At 63.1% G+C, this 16898-nt stretch carries 14 protein-coding genes; 11 read left to right on the forward strand and 3 right to left on the reverse strand.

All coding sequences use genetic code 11. From position 1 onward, the window contains the following. Nucleotides 1–125: 125 nt before the first annotated feature. Nucleotides 126–1772, reverse strand: coding sequence for an acyl-CoA synthetase (locus NKI05_RS27650; RefSeq protein ID WP_023828910.1), 1647 nt, complete (start codon nt 1770–1772; stop codon nt 126–128). A 201-nt stretch (nt 1773–1973) separates the two neighbouring features. Here NKI05_RS27650 and NKI05_RS27655 point away from each other — a divergent pair, with 201 nt between their 5' ends. The 6 genes from NKI05_RS27655 to NKI05_RS27680 all read left to right on the forward strand — a co-directional run bounded on the left by NKI05_RS27655 (nt 1974) and on the right by NKI05_RS27680 (nt 10407). Then, nucleotides 1974–3095 (forward strand): KamA family radical SAM protein, encoded by a 1122-nt coding sequence (locus NKI05_RS27655; protein ID WP_023814880.1) that lies wholly within the window; start codon nt 1974–1976, stop codon nt 3093–3095. 151 nt (nt 3096–3246) lie between these two features. Continuing rightward, nucleotides 3247–7056 (forward strand): methionine synthase, encoded by a 3810-nt coding sequence (gene metH / locus NKI05_RS27660; protein ID WP_023814879.1) that lies wholly within the window; start codon nt 3247–3249, stop codon nt 7054–7056. A gap of 192 nt (nt 7057–7248) precedes the next feature. Further along, nucleotides 7249–7839, forward strand: a complete 591-nt coding sequence (locus tag NKI05_RS27665; protein ID WP_023695523.1) for a BA14K family protein — start codon at nt 7249–7251, stop codon at nt 7837–7839. 87 nt (nt 7840–7926) lie between these two features. Then, entirely contained in the window at nt 7927–8244 is a 318-nt protein-coding gene (locus NKI05_RS27670; protein ID WP_023695522.1) for a DUF2934 domain-containing protein, read from the forward strand. Between the two features lie 265 nt (nt 8245–8509). After that, the gene (locus NKI05_RS27675) at nt 8510–9517 is read left to right on the forward strand and encodes a hypothetical protein (protein ID WP_023695521.1); all 1008 of its coding nucleotides are present in this window, start codon (nt 8510–8512) and stop codon (nt 9515–9517) included. Further along, nucleotides 9466–10407: a class I SAM-dependent methyltransferase gene (locus NKI05_RS27680; protein ID WP_196814857.1), complete on the forward strand. Its 942-nt coding sequence runs from the start codon at nt 9466–9468 to the stop codon at nt 10405–10407. Before NKI05_RS27675 ends, NKI05_RS27680 begins: the two co-directional genes overlap by 52 nt. 8 nt (nt 10408–10415) lie before the next feature. Here the strand turns inward: NKI05_RS27680 and NKI05_RS27685 are convergent, their stop codons facing one another. Together NKI05_RS27685 and NKI05_RS27690 are read right to left on the reverse strand one after the other, a co-directional pair. Continuing rightward, on the reverse strand, nt 10416–12374 hold the full coding sequence (locus NKI05_RS27685; protein ID WP_023695519.1) for a tripartite tricarboxylate transporter permease: 1959 nt from the start codon (nt 12372–12374) through the stop codon (nt 10416–10418). Further along, nucleotides 12374–13426, reverse strand: a complete 1053-nt coding sequence (locus NKI05_RS27690; RefSeq protein ID WP_023695518.1) for a Bug family tripartite tricarboxylate transporter substrate binding protein — start codon at nt 13424–13426, stop codon at nt 12374–12376. Before NKI05_RS27690 ends, NKI05_RS27685 begins: the two co-directional genes overlap by 1 nt. A 246-nt stretch (nt 13427–13672) precedes the next feature. On the opposite strand from NKI05_RS27690, the gene minC reads away from it, so the two are divergent. From minC to NKI05_RS27715, 5 genes are all read left to right on the forward strand, one after another. Further along, a complete protein-coding gene (gene minC, locus NKI05_RS27695) occupies nt 13673–14503 on the forward strand; it encodes a septum site-determining protein MinC (protein WP_023695517.1) in 831 nt (276 codons plus the stop codon). A gap of 49 nt (nt 14504–14552) precedes the next feature. Continuing rightward, nucleotides 14553–15368 carry a septum site-determining protein MinD gene (minD, locus tag NKI05_RS27700; RefSeq protein WP_023670342.1) on the forward strand — a complete coding sequence of 272 codons (816 nt, stop codon included), beginning with the start codon at nt 14553–14555 and terminating at the stop codon, nt 15366–15368. Beyond that, entirely contained in the window at nt 15365–15637 is a 273-nt protein-coding gene (minE, locus tag NKI05_RS27705; protein WP_023684809.1) for a cell division topological specificity factor MinE, read from the forward strand. Before minD ends, minE begins: the two co-directional genes overlap by 4 nt. Before the next feature lie 270 nt (nt 15638–15907). Further along, nucleotides 15908–16339, forward strand: coding sequence for an ArsR/SmtB family transcription factor (locus NKI05_RS27710; protein WP_023689022.1), 432 nt, complete (start codon nt 15908–15910; stop codon nt 16337–16339). After that, nucleotides 16336–16872 carry an SRPBCC family protein gene (locus NKI05_RS27715; protein WP_023684811.1) on the forward strand — a complete coding sequence of 179 codons (537 nt, stop codon included), beginning with the start codon at nt 16336–16338 and terminating at the stop codon, nt 16870–16872. Before NKI05_RS27710 ends, NKI05_RS27715 begins: the two co-directional genes overlap by 4 nt. The last annotated feature ends 26 nt before the right edge of the window (nt 16873–16898 follow it).

Raw genomic sequence — 16898 nt, forward strand, 5'->3', positions numbered from 1 at the left:
GCGTCGTTGCGCTTGAAGCGCTGACTCCTTTTGCAGCGCGAGACGACGTTAGCGCTTCACGCGCAACGACCCCCTCTGTCGCCTTCGGCGACATCTCCCCCTCGAGGGGGGAGATTGGCGCCTAATCACGCCTTGCGCTTCTCCACCTCCGCCTTCCTCAGCAGGAAGCGCTGGATCTTGCCGCTTGGGGTCTTCGGCAGTTCCGTGATGAACTCGACCTCGCGCGGGTAGGCGTGCGCCGACAGCCGTTTCTTGACGTGCTGGGCCAGCTCTTCGGCGAGCTCCGAATTGCCCTTGTAAGCCGGCGCCAGGACGACGAAGGCCTTGACGATCTCGGTGCGCTGCGGATCGGGCACGCCGACGACAGCCGCCTCGTTGACCGCCGGATGCTCGATCAGCGCGCTTTCGACGTCGAACGGGCCGATGCGATAGCCGGCCGAAGTGATGACATCGTCGGCGCGGCCGATGAAGGAGACCGAACCGTCCGGCTCGTACTCCACCGTGTCGCCGGTGCGGTAGTAGCCGCCCGTGATCGCTGGCGTCTCGGCTTGGTGATAGCCGTCGAACCAGCGCAGCGGCGACTTCGCGATGTCGACGGCGAGGATGCCGGGCTGGTTGGGGCCGAGCTCGTTGCCGGCCTCGTCCAATACCACCATGCGATATCCGGGCATTGCGAAGCCGGCCGAGCCCACGCGCACGACGTGCGAGAGCCCATGATGGTTGTTGACCATCATGCCGTTCTCGGTCTGGCCGTAATGGTCGTGAATGGGCGCGGCGAGATTTGCGTCGAACCAGCGGATGACTTCCGGGTTGAGCGGCTCGCCGGCGCTGCTCACCACGCGCAGTCTGCCTTTGACACGGGCCGCAGCTTCCGCGCCTTCCGCCATCAGCAGGCGATAGGCGGTCGGCGAGCCGGCAAGGCTGGTGACGCCGAGCCGCTCGATGATGTCGTAAGTGCTCTTGGCGTTGAAGGCGCCTTCATAGAAGGTCGTGGCGATGCCGAGCTGCAACGGGCCGGTGATGGCGTAATAGAGGCCGTAGGCCCAGCCGGGGTCGGCGATGTTCCAGAAGATGTCGTCGGGCAGCAAGCCGATCGCGTCGCGCATATAGGCGCCGAAGGCGAGCAGGGCGCGAAGCGGCACCGGCACGCCCTTGGGCAGGCCGGTCGTTCCCGACGTCGACATCATCATGAACAAGTCGTCGCCCTTGCGCATCACCGGCTGGCACTCGGGCGAGGCGGCGGCAAGCGCGGCGCGGAAATCGATGTCGCCTGCAGGTAGCTCACCGCCATTGCCAAGGATGGTGGCGATTTGCGCTGATGTCTCGACCTCGTCGAGCTTGCCGCGATTGGCCGGGTTGGTCACCACGATCCTGGCGCCGCTATAGCCGAGGCGGTGCTCGATGGCTTTCGGACCGAAGGCGGTGAACAGCGGCTGGTAGACCGCGCCGATGCGCCACGTCCCGAGGATCAGCGCCACCAGTTCGGGGACGCGCGGCAGCATGCCGGCGACGACATCGCCGGCACCGACGCCGGCGGCCTTGAGCACATTGGCGGCGCGCCCGGACATGTCGGCGAGATCGTCGAAGCTGAATTCGCGAAGCTCGCCGCCGGCCGAGATCGCGCGCAGCGCCAGCCGGTTTTGTCCGGTGTAGCGGCCGCAGCATTCGACATAGGCATTGATGCCGGTTCTAGGGTTGCCATACAGCCGGGCGATCTCATCTTCGATGCGAAAGCGCTGAACGGCATCCTCATAACGCGGCATTTTGCTCATGGCGATCCTCCCTAGGCGGCGCCCATCTCCCCTTGGAGCGCCTTATCGGTGAGATTGCCTGAAATTGCTGCGCTGGTCGATTACGGCGATAGTCGGGGGATGCGAAGGATCGCAGCGCAGCGACAATCCGCGCCGAGCCACTGCTGTTGACCGAACCGTCCATCCGGCCGATAGCACCGCCAGAATTGCCCCGAGGCCCCAATGATCCCAGACTCAACTTTCGATGACGCGGCCACAGCCGACGAAGGACGCGATGCCGACACCGCCTGGCAAAACGACATCCGCGCGGGCGTGCGCCACGTCCGCGATCTCGCCTCGCTGCCGCTGTCACCCGCCGAGCACGCGGCGGCGCAGGAGGCGGCTACGCGCCACAAGGTGCGTGCCCCCAAAACCTATCTCGACCTGATCGACTGGAACGATCCCGCCGATCCGATCCGCGCCCAGGTCATTCCATCGCCGGATGAGCTGACGGAAACGGAAGGCGAGCTCGACGATCCGATCGCCGACCATGCCTTCAGTCCGGTGCCGCGACTGACGCACCGCCACGCCGACCGCGTGCTGTTGTTTGCGACCTACCAATGCGCGGTCTATTGCCGCTTCTGCTTCCGCAAGGAATCCCTGACCTCGATCGGCCGCGGCTATACGCGAGAAGCGCTCGAAGACGCCTTTGCCTATATCGAAGGCCATACCGGAATCCGCGAGGTGATCCTCACTGGTGGCGATCCGCTTTCGCTTCCGGACAAGGCGCTGGCTGAAATCCGCGCCCGTATCGAGACGATCGCGCATGTGAGGCTGCTGCGTATCCACACACGCGTGCCTGTCGTGCTGCCCGCGCGCATCACGCCGGGGCTGGTTCACGCCTTGCAGGGCCGGCTGATGGTCACAATCGTCACCCATTTCAACCATGCGCGGGAGATCACGCCGGCCACCGAATTGGCCTGCCGCGCCATGCGCCAGGCAGGCTTCGTGCTGCTCAACCAGAGCGTCCTGCTCAAGGGCGTCAACGACACGGTCGAGGTGCTGGAGGAACTCTGCCGCGAACTGATGTACCGGCTCGGCGTCAAACCCTATTACCTGCACCATGGCGACCTCGCGCGCGGCATGGCGCACAGGCGCACCACGATTGCGCAGGGACAGGCGCTGGCCGGCGCGCTGCGCGCCCGCCTGTCGGGCATCTGCAATCCGATCTATGTGCTGGACCTGCCGGAAGGCGGCGGCAAGGTGCCGCTCGGGCCATGCCATGTCGAGGGACGGGACGGGCAGGATTGGCGCATCCGCAGCCAGGATGGCGAGGTGAGGCTGTATCGGGACGTGGTGGTGTAGGCACGGCGCAGCGGCGCCAATGATCGCCGCCGTCACATTGTCGATCGGGATGACCGATCGCACCGAACTATCGCCACGACGCGTTCGCTTGCATTCCGTATGTTGACATAAAGATATGCTTATGTGATGGTTGTCGCCTCAAGGATAAAAAATGTCGCAGAATTCTGCATCGCTGGACGCTTTGTTCGGCCCCGTCGCGGCCAGACCCGATGGGTCCGAAGTGCTTGCGGCGCTGACGGCAGCGGCACGCGAGCGCATCCTCATCCTCGACGGCGCCATGGGCACGCAAATCCAGGGTCTCGGCTTCGACGAAGAGCATTTCCGCGGCGAGGCTTTCGCGGGCTGCGCCTGCCACCAGCAGGGCAACAACGACCTCTTGATCCTGACGCAGCCGAAGGCGATCGAGGAGATCCATTATCAATACGCCATCGCTGGCGCCGATATCCTCGAGACCAACACCTTCTCCTCGACCTCGATCGCCCAGGCCGATTACGGCATGGAGGATGCCGTCTACGCGCTGAACCGGGACGGCGCGCGACTGGTGCGTCGGGCAGCGGCGAGGGCACAGCAGGAAGACGGCAAGCGGCGCTTCGTCGCCGGCGCGCTCGGGCCGACCAACCGCACCGCCTCGATGTCCCCCGACGTCAACAATCCCGGCTACCGCGCGGTGACCTTCGACGATCTGCGCCTGGCCTATGGCGAGCAGCTGCGCGGCCTGGTCGACGGTGGCGCCGACATCATTCTCATCGAGACCATCTTCGACACGCTGAACGCCAAGGCGGCGATCTTTGCCTGCAACGAGATTTTCCTCGAAAAGGGCGTGCGCCTGCCGGTGATGATTTCGGGCACCATCACCGATCTCTCCGGCCGCACGCTGTCGGGCCAGACGCCGACCGCCTTCTGGCATTCGGTGCGCCATGCGAGCCCCTTCACCATCGGCCTCAACTGCGCGCTCGGCGCCAATGCGATGCGCGCGCATCTGGCCGAAATTTCAGGCGCCGCCGACACCTTCGTCTGCGCCTATCCGAATGCCGGCCTGCCCAATGAATTCGGCCGCTATGACGAGAGCCCGGACTTCATGGCCGCGCAGATCGAGGATTTTGCGCGGGAAGGGCTCGTCAACGTCGTCGGCGGCTGCTGTGGCTCGACGCCGGACCACATCCGCGCCATCGCCGAGGCTGTCAAGAAGTATCCGCCGCGCGCCATCCCCGAGATCGAGCGCAAGATGCGCCTGTCCGGGCTGGAGCCGTTCACGCTGACCGATGAGATTCCCTTCGTCAATGTCGGCGAGCGCACCAACGTCACCGGCTCGGCCAAGTTCCGAAAGCTGATCACGGCGGGCGACTATGTTCCGGCGCTCGACGTGGCGCGCGACCAGGTCGCCAATGGCGCACAGATCATCGACATCAACATGGATGAAGGCCTGATCGATTCGAAGAAGGCGATGGTCGAGTATCTAAACCTGATCGCCGCCGAGCCTGACATCGCGCGGGTCCCGGTGATGGTGGACTCCTCGAAATGGGAGATCATCGAGGCCGGGCTGAAATGCGTGCAGGGCAAGCCGCTGGTCAACTCCATCTCGATGAAGGAAGGCGAGGAAGCCTTTCTGCATCACGCGAAGCTGGTGCGCGCCTATGGCGCGGCCGTGGTCGTCATGGCCTTCGACGAGGCCGGTCAGGCCGACACCAGGGCGCGCAAGGTCGAGATCTGCACCCGCGCCTACAAGCTGCTCACCGAACAGGCCGGTTTCCCGCCCGAGGACATCGTCTTCGACCCCAATGTCTTCGCGGTCGCCACCGGCATCGAGGAGCACGACAATTACGGCGTCGACTTCATCGAGGCCACCGGCGAGATCACCGCCACGCTGCCGCATGTCCATATCTCGGGCGGCGTCTCGAACCTGTCCTTCTCGTTCCGCGGCAACGAGCCGGTGCGCGAGGCCATGCACGCGGTGTTCCTCTACCATGCCATCCAGCGCGGCATGGATATGGGCATCGTCAATGCCGGCCAGCTCGCCGTCTACGACACGATCGAGCCGGGGCTGCGCGAGGCGTGCGAGGATGTCGTGCTCAACCGCATGCCCAAGGCCGGCGGCACCGCCACCGAGCGCATGCTGGAGATCGCCGAACGCTTCAAGGGCACGGCCGGCAAGGAAGCCAGGGAGCGCGATCTCGCCTGGCGCGACTGGACGGTCGAGCAGCGCATTTCGCATGCGCTGGTCAACGGCATCACCGAATTCATCGACGCCGACACCGAAGAGGCGCGGCATGCGGCCGAGCGGCCTCTGCATGTCATCGAAGGCCCGCTGATGGCCGGCATGAATGTCGTCGGCGATCTGTTCGGCGCTGGAAAGATGTTCCTGCCGCAAGTGGTGAAGTCGGCGCGCGTGATGAAGCAGGCGGTGGCCGGATTGTTGCCGCACATGGAGGCCGAAAAGCTGGCCAACGCCGCCAACGGCATCGACAATGGCGAGCGCCAGACAGCGGGAAAAATCCTGATGGCGACGGTGAAGGGCGATGTCCACGACATCGGCAAGAACATCGTCGGCGTCGTTCTGGCCTGCAACAATTACGAGATCATCGATCTCGGCGTCATGGTGCCGGCGGCAAAGATCCTGCAGACGGCGCGTGAGCAAAATGTCGACATCATCGGCCTGTCCGGCCTGATCACCCCGTCGCTGGACGAGATGGTGCACATGGCCGCCGAGATGGAGCGTGAAGGGTTTGACATTCCGCTGCTGATCGGCGGCGCCACGACCAGCCGCGTGCACACGGCGGTGAAGATCCACCCGCGCTATTCCAAGGGACAGACGGTCTATGTCAATGACGCCAGTCGCGCCGTCGGCGTCGTGTCATCCTTGCTGTCGAACGAGACCAAGGGCGGCTACGTCGACACAGTGCGGGCCGAGTACAAAAAGGTCGCCGACGCGCATGCCCGCTCCGAGGCCGACAAGCAGCGGCTGCCGCTGGCAAAGGCCAGGGCCAATGCGCACAGGGTGGACTGGTCCGCCTATGAACCGCCGAAGCCGTCCTTCACCGGCGTGAAAGTGTTCGAGAACTGGGACCTGACTGAGCTCTCGCGCTACATCGACTGGACGCCGTTCTTCCAGACCTGGGAGCTGAAGGGGCGTTACCCCAAGATCCTCGACGACGAGAGGCAGGGACCGGCGGCGCGCCAGCTGTTCGAGGATGCGCAGGCGATGCTGAAAAAGATCATCGCGGAAAAATGGTTCGCGCCGCGCGCCGTCATCGGCTTCTGGCCGGCGAACGCCGTCGGCGACGACATCAGGCTGTTCACGGATGAGGCACGCTCGCAGGAACTGGCAACCTTCTTCACGCTGCGCCAGCAACTGACCAGGCGCGACGGCAAGGCCAATGTCGCGCTGTCGGATTTCGTCGCGCCGGCCGACAGCGGCAAGTCGGACTATATCGGCGGCTTCATCGTCACCGCGGGGATCGAGGAGGTGGCGATCGCCGAGCGCTTCGAGCGCGCCAATGACGATTATTCCTCGATCATGGTCAAGGCGCTGGCCGACCGTTTCGCCGAAGCTTTCGCCGAGCGCATGCACGAGAAGGTGCGCAAGGAATTCTGGGGTTACGCCGCCGACGAGACGCTGGCGCCGGATGAACTGATCGGCGAGCCCTATCGCGGCATCCGCCCCGCGCCCGGCTATCCCGCGCAGCCCGACCATACCGAGAAGGCGACCTTGTTCCAACTGCTGGATGGTGAGCGCAGTGCCGGCGTGAGCCTCACCGAAAGCTATGCGATGTGGCCGGGTTCATCGGTCTCCGGCATCTATCTCGCCCATCCCGAAAGCTATTATTTCGGTGTCGCCAAGGTCGAACGCGACCAGGTCGAGGACTATGCGCGGCGTAAAGCCATGCCGCTGGCAGATGCCGAGCGCTGGCTTGGGCCGATCCTCAACTATGTGCCCGTGGATTATGCCGAGGCGGCGGAATAGCCGGGACGTGATCTTGCCCAATGGCTGCTCGACCGCTCCCTTGATTTTTCACCGTCGAAAAAAATCGCGCCGCACCCGGTTCTCGGCGAGCTGCCGGTTGTGGGTCGGTCAGACTTAGGTCCCTCGCGCCTGCTTTTCTGGAACAAGCCGTGATGTCCCGCATTTTATTGGCAGGGACACAAGGAGTGTCGAGTGAAAGCGATTTTGGGACTGGTCGGCGGCTTCGTGCTGACCCTTGCGGTGTTCGGCAGCGGGCTGGTTTTCGCAGCCTGGCTGCTTGCCGCCAAGCCTGTGCGGGAAGCAAGGCCCACCGTCAGCGTGGCGGAACTGTGGACCCGGAAAGCGCGGCCGGTGGACAACACGGCGCAGGACTTCGAACGTGTGCCGCCCGAGCAGTCCGCGCCTGCCGACATCGCCGCCAGGGAGCCAGCCCAGGACCCGGCCAGGCAGCAGCCCGATCCCACAGTCACCGGCGCCATCGCGCCGGCCGAACTGCCGCCGCCGCATCTCGCCTGGTGCGCCAGCCGATACCGCTCCTACGATCCCGACGACAACAGCTACATGTCCTATAGCGGACAGCAGCGCACCTGCGTATCGCCCTATCTCGCCGCCGACCGCGTCGCGCCGCGAGAGGCAAGCTATGTCGAGGGCGCGGGCGCCTACGCGGCTGCCGGCGGCGAACCGGACCATGTCGCCTCCTGCTTCAGCCGCTATCGCTCCTACCGTCCGGAAGACAACAGCTATCAGCCATATTCCGGCGGGCCGAGACGGCAATGCGAGTAGCCAGCGCGAAGGGCGCCGCGAACGATTGCGACCGCGCGATTTCTGGGATCGTTCGGATCGTCCTCAAAGCCCAGGGGAGGAACCACTATGAACGACGACAGGCATCATAAGATACAGCAGCGCGCCTACCAGATCTGGGAGCGCGAAGGCACTGGCGACCCCGAGCACCACTGGCACCGGGCCGAGGCCGAAATCGACCGCGAAGCAGCCCTGCCGCTGACGGCCGACGACGCCCTGCCGCGCGAGATCGCCAGCACCGACGTCCTGACCGTCGAGGAACTCGCCGTGCGCACCGGCATATCGGGCGACGAGGCGCAGGAGCTGATCGACAGGCTGGGCACGGACCGGGCGGTGGTTGAGCAGGCTGCGCGGGGGATTGAGGGGAAGAGGCGGGCGACGTCCTGATCAGAGGCCCAGGACGATCTTTCAGAGTGGTCTTGTTGACACTTATCACTTTGGCAGTCGCGACAGAGGCCGTCATTCTCTGACAGCTTTGCGCCTAAATTGATCCGTGCTGGCCATAGCAACATCCGTAAGCGGACGGTGCCGATGCCGGCGAAGCAGCCCAGATGCTGCGATACGAAGTGCCAACCACTTCGCGGCACCAGCGTGCCTGTAGACACTCTCGCCACTTTCTCTATACGACGTCGAGACGGGGTGGCGAGCAACGATGATCACAGTGTTGGTGCACGAGTTGAATCAGACGCCGATGCGGCGGCTGATTTCGTCGGCAGGGCACTTGTTGCCGCTTTTGCGCATGGAAACCTATCAGTCAGTCTTCCGCCGACTGAACTTTCCCGCGGGTACCTTGGTTTTTACTGATTTTGAGTATCTGAATGGCATGGAAATGATGGCGGCGGCGGATATTGCCGAAGCCGCAAAGCGCGCCGACCCTGATGCTCGAATTCTAAACCATCCCGCGACTGTCCTGGAGCGGTTCGCCCTGCTCCGCCGGCTTCGTATTAGAGGAATCAACCCGGTCGAAGTATCGCGTCTGGAGCAGGATGAGCGACCAACCCGTTACCCTGTTTTTATCCGGATGGAAGATGGCTTCTGGGGGCCGGAAACCAAGCTTCTGGAAAACCCACGCCAACTTGAAGAGGCGATCGCCGTTCTCCAGGGCAACGCCAAGCCGATGAAGCGGCGCATCGCCGTCTCCTTTGAAGCCGATCGCGATTCGAACGGCTACTATCGAAAGTATGGCGCATTCCGCATTGGGGACGCGATTGTGTCCCAGCACATACTTAGGTCCGTCGACTGGAACGTTAAGTCATCGGCAAGCAGCACCGACCCGGATTTCGTGCGCGAGGAACTCGCCTTCGTAAAGGACAATCCGCACGCTGAGGACCTGCTTCGCGCCTGCAATACGGGCCATATCCAGTTCGGCCGCGTGGACTACACGTTGCGAGACGGCGCATTGGTGATATTCGAGGTCAACCCCAATCCGACTTTTCCGAAGTTCAAAGGTGGCGCAGCCGCCCGTGAGGAACGACGTGGCCACATTATCGCGGCGTTGAAAGTTGCATTCGAGGCAATCGACAGTTCCGGCACCGGGAGAATCGACTTCCTGCCTTCAGCCGGATCTTACCAATTCATTCAGTCGGGCCGCTGGATATGGCCGGTGAGATGGCTTTGGAGAACAAGAATGGCCCGGCGAAGGAAGATGCAATCGCAATGAACGGCCCGCGAGAAAGCCCACCGGCAGGACAACGGCTCTCGATTTACACCGACGAACCACTCACGCAACTTGCCCGTTTTTCGTTTGATTGGGCTGAGGTGCTGTGTGACCCGAGCCATGGGTGTATGCCCTACCATCGCACGTGGAGCATGATCCGCCTGCTGGAATCGAAAGGTGCCAAGCCGGCCGGCGGGGGGTTCTTTGGACGTGAATTGGCTGCCGTGGCCCAGGAGGGCCGCTGTCGCATTCTCCTGTCGGGCGCGGCCGACACCGGCCTGGCGGCAATGGTTCTGGGCCAAACGAGGCCGGTCGGCATCGAGCCCGAATTTGTGCTGATCGATCGCTGTGAAACGACGGTCGAACAGAACAGGCTGTTTGCCCGCTCCGCCGGTTTTGCGCTCGAGACCCACCGCGCCGACATTCGCGGTTGCGACTGTGCGCCGGTGCAGGCAGTTGTCGCGCATAGCGTTCTTAATTTCTTCGACCGCAGCGCACGCCAGCAGGTGGTCGACAGTTGGGCGCGTAGTCTCAAGCCTGGCGGACGCCTGCTTCTCTCCCAGAGGTTGCTATCGGAAAAAGACCAGCCGAGGGGGCCTCGCGGCATCGCTGAAATCGGCCGAAGGCTTTCGACCATCGAGAAGGCCGCCGTCGCGGCGCATTTTCCTGCCGCTGCCGTGGCGGAGCTGAAGACGGCCGTCGAAGCGCTCTGGGGTGAACCGCTGCATGAAGATCGCACTACATATTCAGACCTTGCGGATATGCTGAAGCAATCCAACCTGACGATTGTCGGCTCGGAGCAGCATCATACCGGGAAAAGCGTTTCCCCGCTTGCCGCTGCCGACAGCGTCCAGACAATTCCAAGATACGAAATCGTCGCCGTCAGGATGTAGCCCGACCACTAGAACAAGTGCGACATCGCAGAAGCGGGAAGGTCGATAGCCGCTATCCGATCTAGATAAAACCAGGTCGCCACTGCGACCGCAACCGAGGTGCAAGATGCCAGTGCCGCCGACTTCAAGGTCAGCTTCTGACCGGCTGCAATCCATATCAGGGTAAACAGGGATAGCGCCGCCGGGAGGCCCGCCAGCCAGACAGCGGCCGGCAACAGGAGCATCATCATCAACGGCACACGATGGCTTTCCGGGATCGTATGGGTCCGTCCGCCTCCCTGTTTCTCGTGGCCAACAAGCGAGATCGTTTGCACAAGGGCGACCGCGAGCATCGCAAACAGACAGCACCAGGCCACGGCCTGCGCGAAGATCGAATAGCCTGGCTGCCCTTGGAGCGATATCGCTGCCATCACAGCGCATCCACCGGTCAACAGCCATGCGACTGCGGCATCGGCACGCTTTGGCTTGACACGTCGCGGCGGCAAAACACCACCGCGCACGATCCATGCGAGGGAAAGCGCGATTATGACCATGATCGTCAACGACGCCGGCCGTTGTAGAGGGTTCAGCCTGCCGACACGGGCCAACTCCACACTGAGCGCCAGGTTTCGCTCGATGAAGCCGCCCAGGACGAATGATATGACAAAAGGAATTTGCGGCCAGGCGAGGCGCTTCAGCATGTAGCCGGCCAGCCCGAAAGCGACGGCTACGTACAGATCGATCAGCAGCCCGTTTAGCTGCACGATCGTCACGAAGCTGACGACAATGATCGGGAGCGCGATGCGGTCGATCCTGAGAGCAGTCAGGCGCGCAAAATATGGTGTCAACGCCAATCCCACTGCGGACGTCAGCAGGTTCGACAGCAGCAGCGCGGTAATCAACGTGAACGTCAGGGGCAAGCCGGTCGTCAGCATCGGTATGCCCGGAACGATGCCGTGTACCGTCAGGACTGTCAGCAGGATCAAGCCGCCCTCGCTGCCGGGAAGGCCGAAGGCAACGGTCGGCAGAAGCGAGCCTCCGTCCTTCGAATCGACGGCCGCTTCCGGCGCAATGATGCCCCTGATGTCACCAGATCCGAACCTTGAGCGCTGGTCCCTGGGGGTTGTCTGGATCGCCTGCCCGTAGGCAACGAAGCTGGCGACCGTTCCTCCAACACCTGGAATGATGCCGACCAACACGCCGATGGCCGACGATCGCATTGTTAGTCCCCAATGACGAAAGACAGCAAGCATACCGGTCCAGATCGAGTCGTTCGGGTTTTCCAGGCCAGCCGCTTTTTCAAGCTGCAATCTTTTTCGCCACGAGATGATTTCAGAAACGGTGAAAAAGCCAAGCAGCAGCGCGACCATGTCGACGCCGTCGAAGAGAGCGATGCTCCCAAACGTCCAGCGTGGTTGGCCATAGGTCGGATCAGTTCCGACAAGACCGACCAAAAGCCCCAGCAGCGCCATCGCCAGCGCTTTCAGACGGGACGCGCTTGGAACCGCAATGATCGTCGACAGGCCCCACACGCCGAGCAGCACGTATTCAAACGGTCCGAATTGCAGGATGAACGGCCGAATGATCGGCATGAGCGCTATGAGGACGAGGACGCCAAAAACCGATCCGACGGCCGAGGCCGTTGCCGCGGCGGCTATCGCGGTGCGAGGCAGGCCGGCCCTGGACATCGGATGGCCGTCGAGCAGGGTTGCCGCGCTTGGCGCGTTGCCCGGTATGTTGAAGAGGATAGCCGTTATAGATCCCATGAAGGTCGCGCCGCCGGTCAGGGCGCCAAACAGCAACAACACCGATACCGGATCCCAATGCACGGTTGCGACCAGCAGAAGGGTTGCAAGGCTGGCGCCGCCAATCCCTGGAAGAAAGGACGTAGCCATGGCAACCAAGGTGCCAAGCACCGGGATCAGTATGTTCGGCCAGGAGAATACATTGCCCAGTCCAGTGCCGAGGGCAGCCCAATATCCGGTCATCAGCGCGTTGCTCGCGCATCCCGCTCGAGTTCCGGGTGTTTTTTCAGATACGCTTCCGCCTCATGGAAGGCACTGAGCATATCGTTGATCACGATGACGGTCTGGTCAGCGTCGCGCGGCTCGATTGGACGTTTCTGAGCTTCAAGCGCCACCTTGAACCCATCGCTCTTGACCGCGGCGGAGACGGCGTCACGAAGACAACCTAGCGATTTCTGCTCCATGTCGGCAGGGGCAAAAAATCCCCGCGCTGTCGCCGAAGCTTTCGCGACGGCGATGGCCAACCGCAATCGTTCTTCCTGCTTCTCCTTGGAAAGGCCTTGGCTGCGCTGCCACACCAACCCTCCTTCACCCGCCAGGAAAGCCACGCCTGGCGCGTTCGGGTCAGGTCCCTCCGTGAGAACCAGACCGACTTTGGCTTCGCCTGCGGCGGTCGAGCGCAAGCCTGTCGTCAATGAATTGGATGTCATATCGCCTTCGCCACGCAGGAGCGCGGACATGAGTGCGCCGCTGCCTTCATAGCCCGAGACCACGTCGACCTTGATATCGAGGAGGTGCGCGGTGAGCACTATCGGCAGGATGCCGGCTTCAAGCGATGAAACCGACGCGACCAGATGTTTGGCGCTTTGCAAATCGACATCGTTCCGAACAATCCACGCTTCGGGATCGATGTGAATCAGTCCTATCGGATTTAGCCGATTCATCCAGTTGTCGACGCCAGCCGGAATGTCACCTTGCGAAATTATGTCTGAGACGCTTTCAATCATAAGGACCAGTTCGTCGGACGGGGCATTGGTTACACGCTTTAGCGCCGCAAATCCGCCTGCCGCAGGCATATTGACGACCCTGACATTGAGCTCGGTCGTGCTGGCAAGGGCCGGCGCAAATGCACGGGCATAGGTATCATAGCCGCCGCCGGCAGCGTTGGGGACAACGAGGGTGATTCGCCGGCCGGCGTAGGTGGTTGCGCAAGCGATCTCGCCGCCGCTTGCCGCGGACGGCAGGTAGATTGCCGCGGCGGTGATTGCCGCCAACGCCACACGAAAGAACTTCATCTCGCCAAGCCCCAGATTTCACCCAGTGGTGATACTTTAGAAAGCCCTTGCAACGCCAGCGTTGTTCCTTAGCAATCGCGCTTAGGTTCGTGAATGTCGCGGTCTGTGTGGCCAATTGGCGTCCGCAACCGGCGTCTACCCCGATCTTCAAATTTCTTGCGATCTGCCATGCGGTTATTCAGTCCATTAACCTTTCATTAACCATACCACCGCTAGCGTTTACCTCTCAGTAAGGAATCGCCCGCCGTGACCTTTGCCGCTCCCCTCGAGGCCAAATCCATTCGCTTTCGCGCCCGCTCCTTCGTGGCTTTCACGCTGACGCCCGAGGCGCCTTTGGACGTTTGGCTGGAGAGCCTCGATCGCTGGGTCGGCAATTCGCCGGGATATTTTGCGGGGCGCCCGGTGGTGCTCGACCTGAACGTGCTCAAGCCCGATGTCGTGGCCATCGAAGCGCTGGTCGATCTGCTCGGCCAGCGCGGAATCCGCATCTATGCCATGGAACTCGATGGTGGCGCCGAGCTTGGCACGCATCTGCCGCCGGTGCTGGTCGGCGCCAAGGAGGCGACCACCGACGGGCTGCTGCAGCCGAGCCGCAAGGCGGGCAGGGCGGAGGAGGACACTGCGGTAAGCGACATGAAGGCGGCCGGTGACATCAAGGCAGAGGCCGGCGATTTGAAGGCGGGCGATTTGAAACCGGCGAGCGATGCCAAGGCACAGCCGAAAGACGCCAAAATTGCCGCACCCGACGCTGGCACGCTGATGATCCGCTCGCCGATCCGTTCAGGGCAGCTGATCTTCCATCCGCATGGCGATGTCATCGTGCTGGGCTCCGTCGCGTCCGGCTCCGAGATCGTCGCCACTGGTTCCATCCACGTCTATGGCACGCTGCGCGGCCGCGCTTCGGCAGGCGCTCAAGGGAACACGGCGGCGCGTGTCTTCTGCCGCAGGAACGAAGCCGAACTTCTCTCGGTCGATGGCTGGTATTGCACGGCCGAGGAGATGGACCCGTCAGTCCGGGGCAAGCCTGTGCAGGCATTTCTCGAAAACGGCATGCTGCGCATCGCCCCTTTCAGCTAATGCGTCTCGCCCGACAACGACATAACAATCAACAACGGAGGCTTTATTGATGGGCAAGGTAGTGGTGGTCACCTCGGGCAAGGGGGGCGTCGGCAAGACGACCTCTACCGCGGCTCTGGGGGCGGCGGTCGCCAAGACCGGCAAGAAGGTGGCGCTGGTGGATTTCGATGTCGGCCTGCGCAACCTCGATTTGATCATGGGCGCCGAACGCCGCGTGGTGTTCGACCTCGTCAACGTCATCCAGGGCTCGGCAAAGCTGTCGCAGGCGCTGATCCGCGACAAGCGGGTCGAGACGCTGTTCCTGCTGCCGGCCTCGCAGACGCGCGACAAGGATGCGCTGACCGAGGAGGGCGTCGCCGAGGTCATCGGCAAGCTGCGCTCGGTGTTCGACTACGTCTTCTGCGACAGCCCGGCCGGCATCGAGCGCGGCGCGCAGCTCGCCATGCGCTTTGCCGACGAGGCGGTCATCGTCACCAATCCGGAAGTGTCGTCGGTGCGCGATTCCGACCGCATCATCGGCCTGCTCGATTCCCGCACCTTGCGGGCCGAGGAGGGCGAGCAGATCGCCAAGCATGTGCTGGTCACGCGCTATGATGCGGGACGCGCCGCGCGGGGCGAAATGCTGTCGATCGACGATGTGCTGGAGATCCTGTCGGTGCCGCTGCTCGGCATTATCCCCGAGAGCCAGGATGTGCTGCGCGCCTCCAACCTCGGTTCGCCGGTGACGCTGTCGGAGCCGCTGAACGCCGCTGCCAAGGCTTACATCGACGCGGCCAAGCGCCTCGAGGGCGAACAGCTGCCGGTCATCGTGCCCTTCGAACGCAAGGGCTTCCTCGATCGTCTTTTGGGAAGGAGGGCGGCATGAACCTGCTCGACATCTTCAAGCGGCGCACCAGCGCGCCGGTGGCGCGCGAACGGCTGCAAGTGCTTCTCGCCTATGAGCGCCGCAACCGCAGCCAGCCCGATCTCGTCTCCATCCTGCGCGAGGAGATCATGGCGGTGATCGCCAAGCATGTGCAGATCGACCAGGATTATCTGCAAGTTTCGATGGACCGCGGCGAGACCATGTCGACGCTGGAGATCGACATCCAGATCCCCAACAAGAGCGCGGTGCCGCTGGCGATGGCGGGGTGAGGGCACTTTACCCTCCCCCTTGTGGGGAGGGTCGATCCGCAAAGCGGATCGGGGTGGGGGTCTGCGCGGACCTCCGCCATCTTGGGTTCCTCTCCCAGACTTTCGTGAGGGAAGAGGAAATCCACATCCCCCACGGTCAGCGCTAGTACCCCCGCCCGGACCTACGGTCCGACCTCCCCACAAGGGGGAGGTAGGGGGCCAGCGCCTCTCCCCAAAAAACATTCAACCAACTAGTTGACTATCTAAAATCTCGCCTCTATATTCAACTACATGGTTGAATTAGAGACGCCCCAGATGGACCAGATTTTTCACGCCCTTGGCGACGCCACGCGCCGGCACATGCTCAATGACCTCGCCGGCGGCGAGCGTACGGTGAGCGAGTTGGCGCAGCCCTTTGCCATGTCGCTGGCCGCCGCCTCCAAGCACATCAAGGCGCTGGAGCATGCCGGCCTGATCCGGCGCGAAGTGCGCGGCCGCACCCATGTCTGCCGCCTCGAGGCCCGCCCGCTGGCGAACGCCTATCAGTGGCTCGGCCAATACGCGCGTTTCTGGAACAGCCGCCTCGATGTGCTCGAACAGCTTTTGCGCGAGGAGGCGGGGCGCAAAACGCCGGCAGCGCAGACAACGCCGGCACCGGCAAATCCAGAACCATCGAAGCCGGAATCACCCAGGCCAACATCATCCGAGGGAGACGACCGATGAACCAGATGAACAGCTTCGACGGCTACGCCCAGCTGATCCAGCCGGCCACTTTGAGGATCGAACGGCTTTTGCCCGGAACCAGGGAGCGCGTCTGGGAATATCTGACGCAGAGCGACCTGCGCCGCCAATGGCTGGCGGCCGGCGACATGGAGATGGAGGAAGGCTCTTCCTTCGAGCTGGTCTGGCGCAACGACGAACTGACCGACCCGCCCGGCGACAGGCCGGCCAGTTTCAGTGGCGGCGAACAGCGGATGCACAACCAGATCGTCGAGTGCGATCCGCCGCGCAAGCTCACCATCACCTGGAACGGCAGCGGCAATGTCACCTTCGAATTGGCGCAGCGCGGCGACGACGTCCTGCTCACCCTGGTCCACCGCCGCCTGCCGGACCGCTCGAGCCTGATGATGCATGCCGCCGGCTGGCACGTGCATCTCGACCTCCTGGTTGCCCGCGTGGCGGCCGAGAAGCCCGAACCGTTCTGGGACAGCTTTAGCCGTATCGTGGCGGAATACGACCGGCGCCTGCCGGCCTGACCTGACCTAACGCATCGCCCGGTCCA

It is taken from the genome of Mesorhizobium sp. M0771 (assembly GCF_040320155.1).
Classification (GTDB): domain Bacteria; phylum Pseudomonadota; class Alphaproteobacteria; order Rhizobiales; family Rhizobiaceae; genus Mesorhizobium.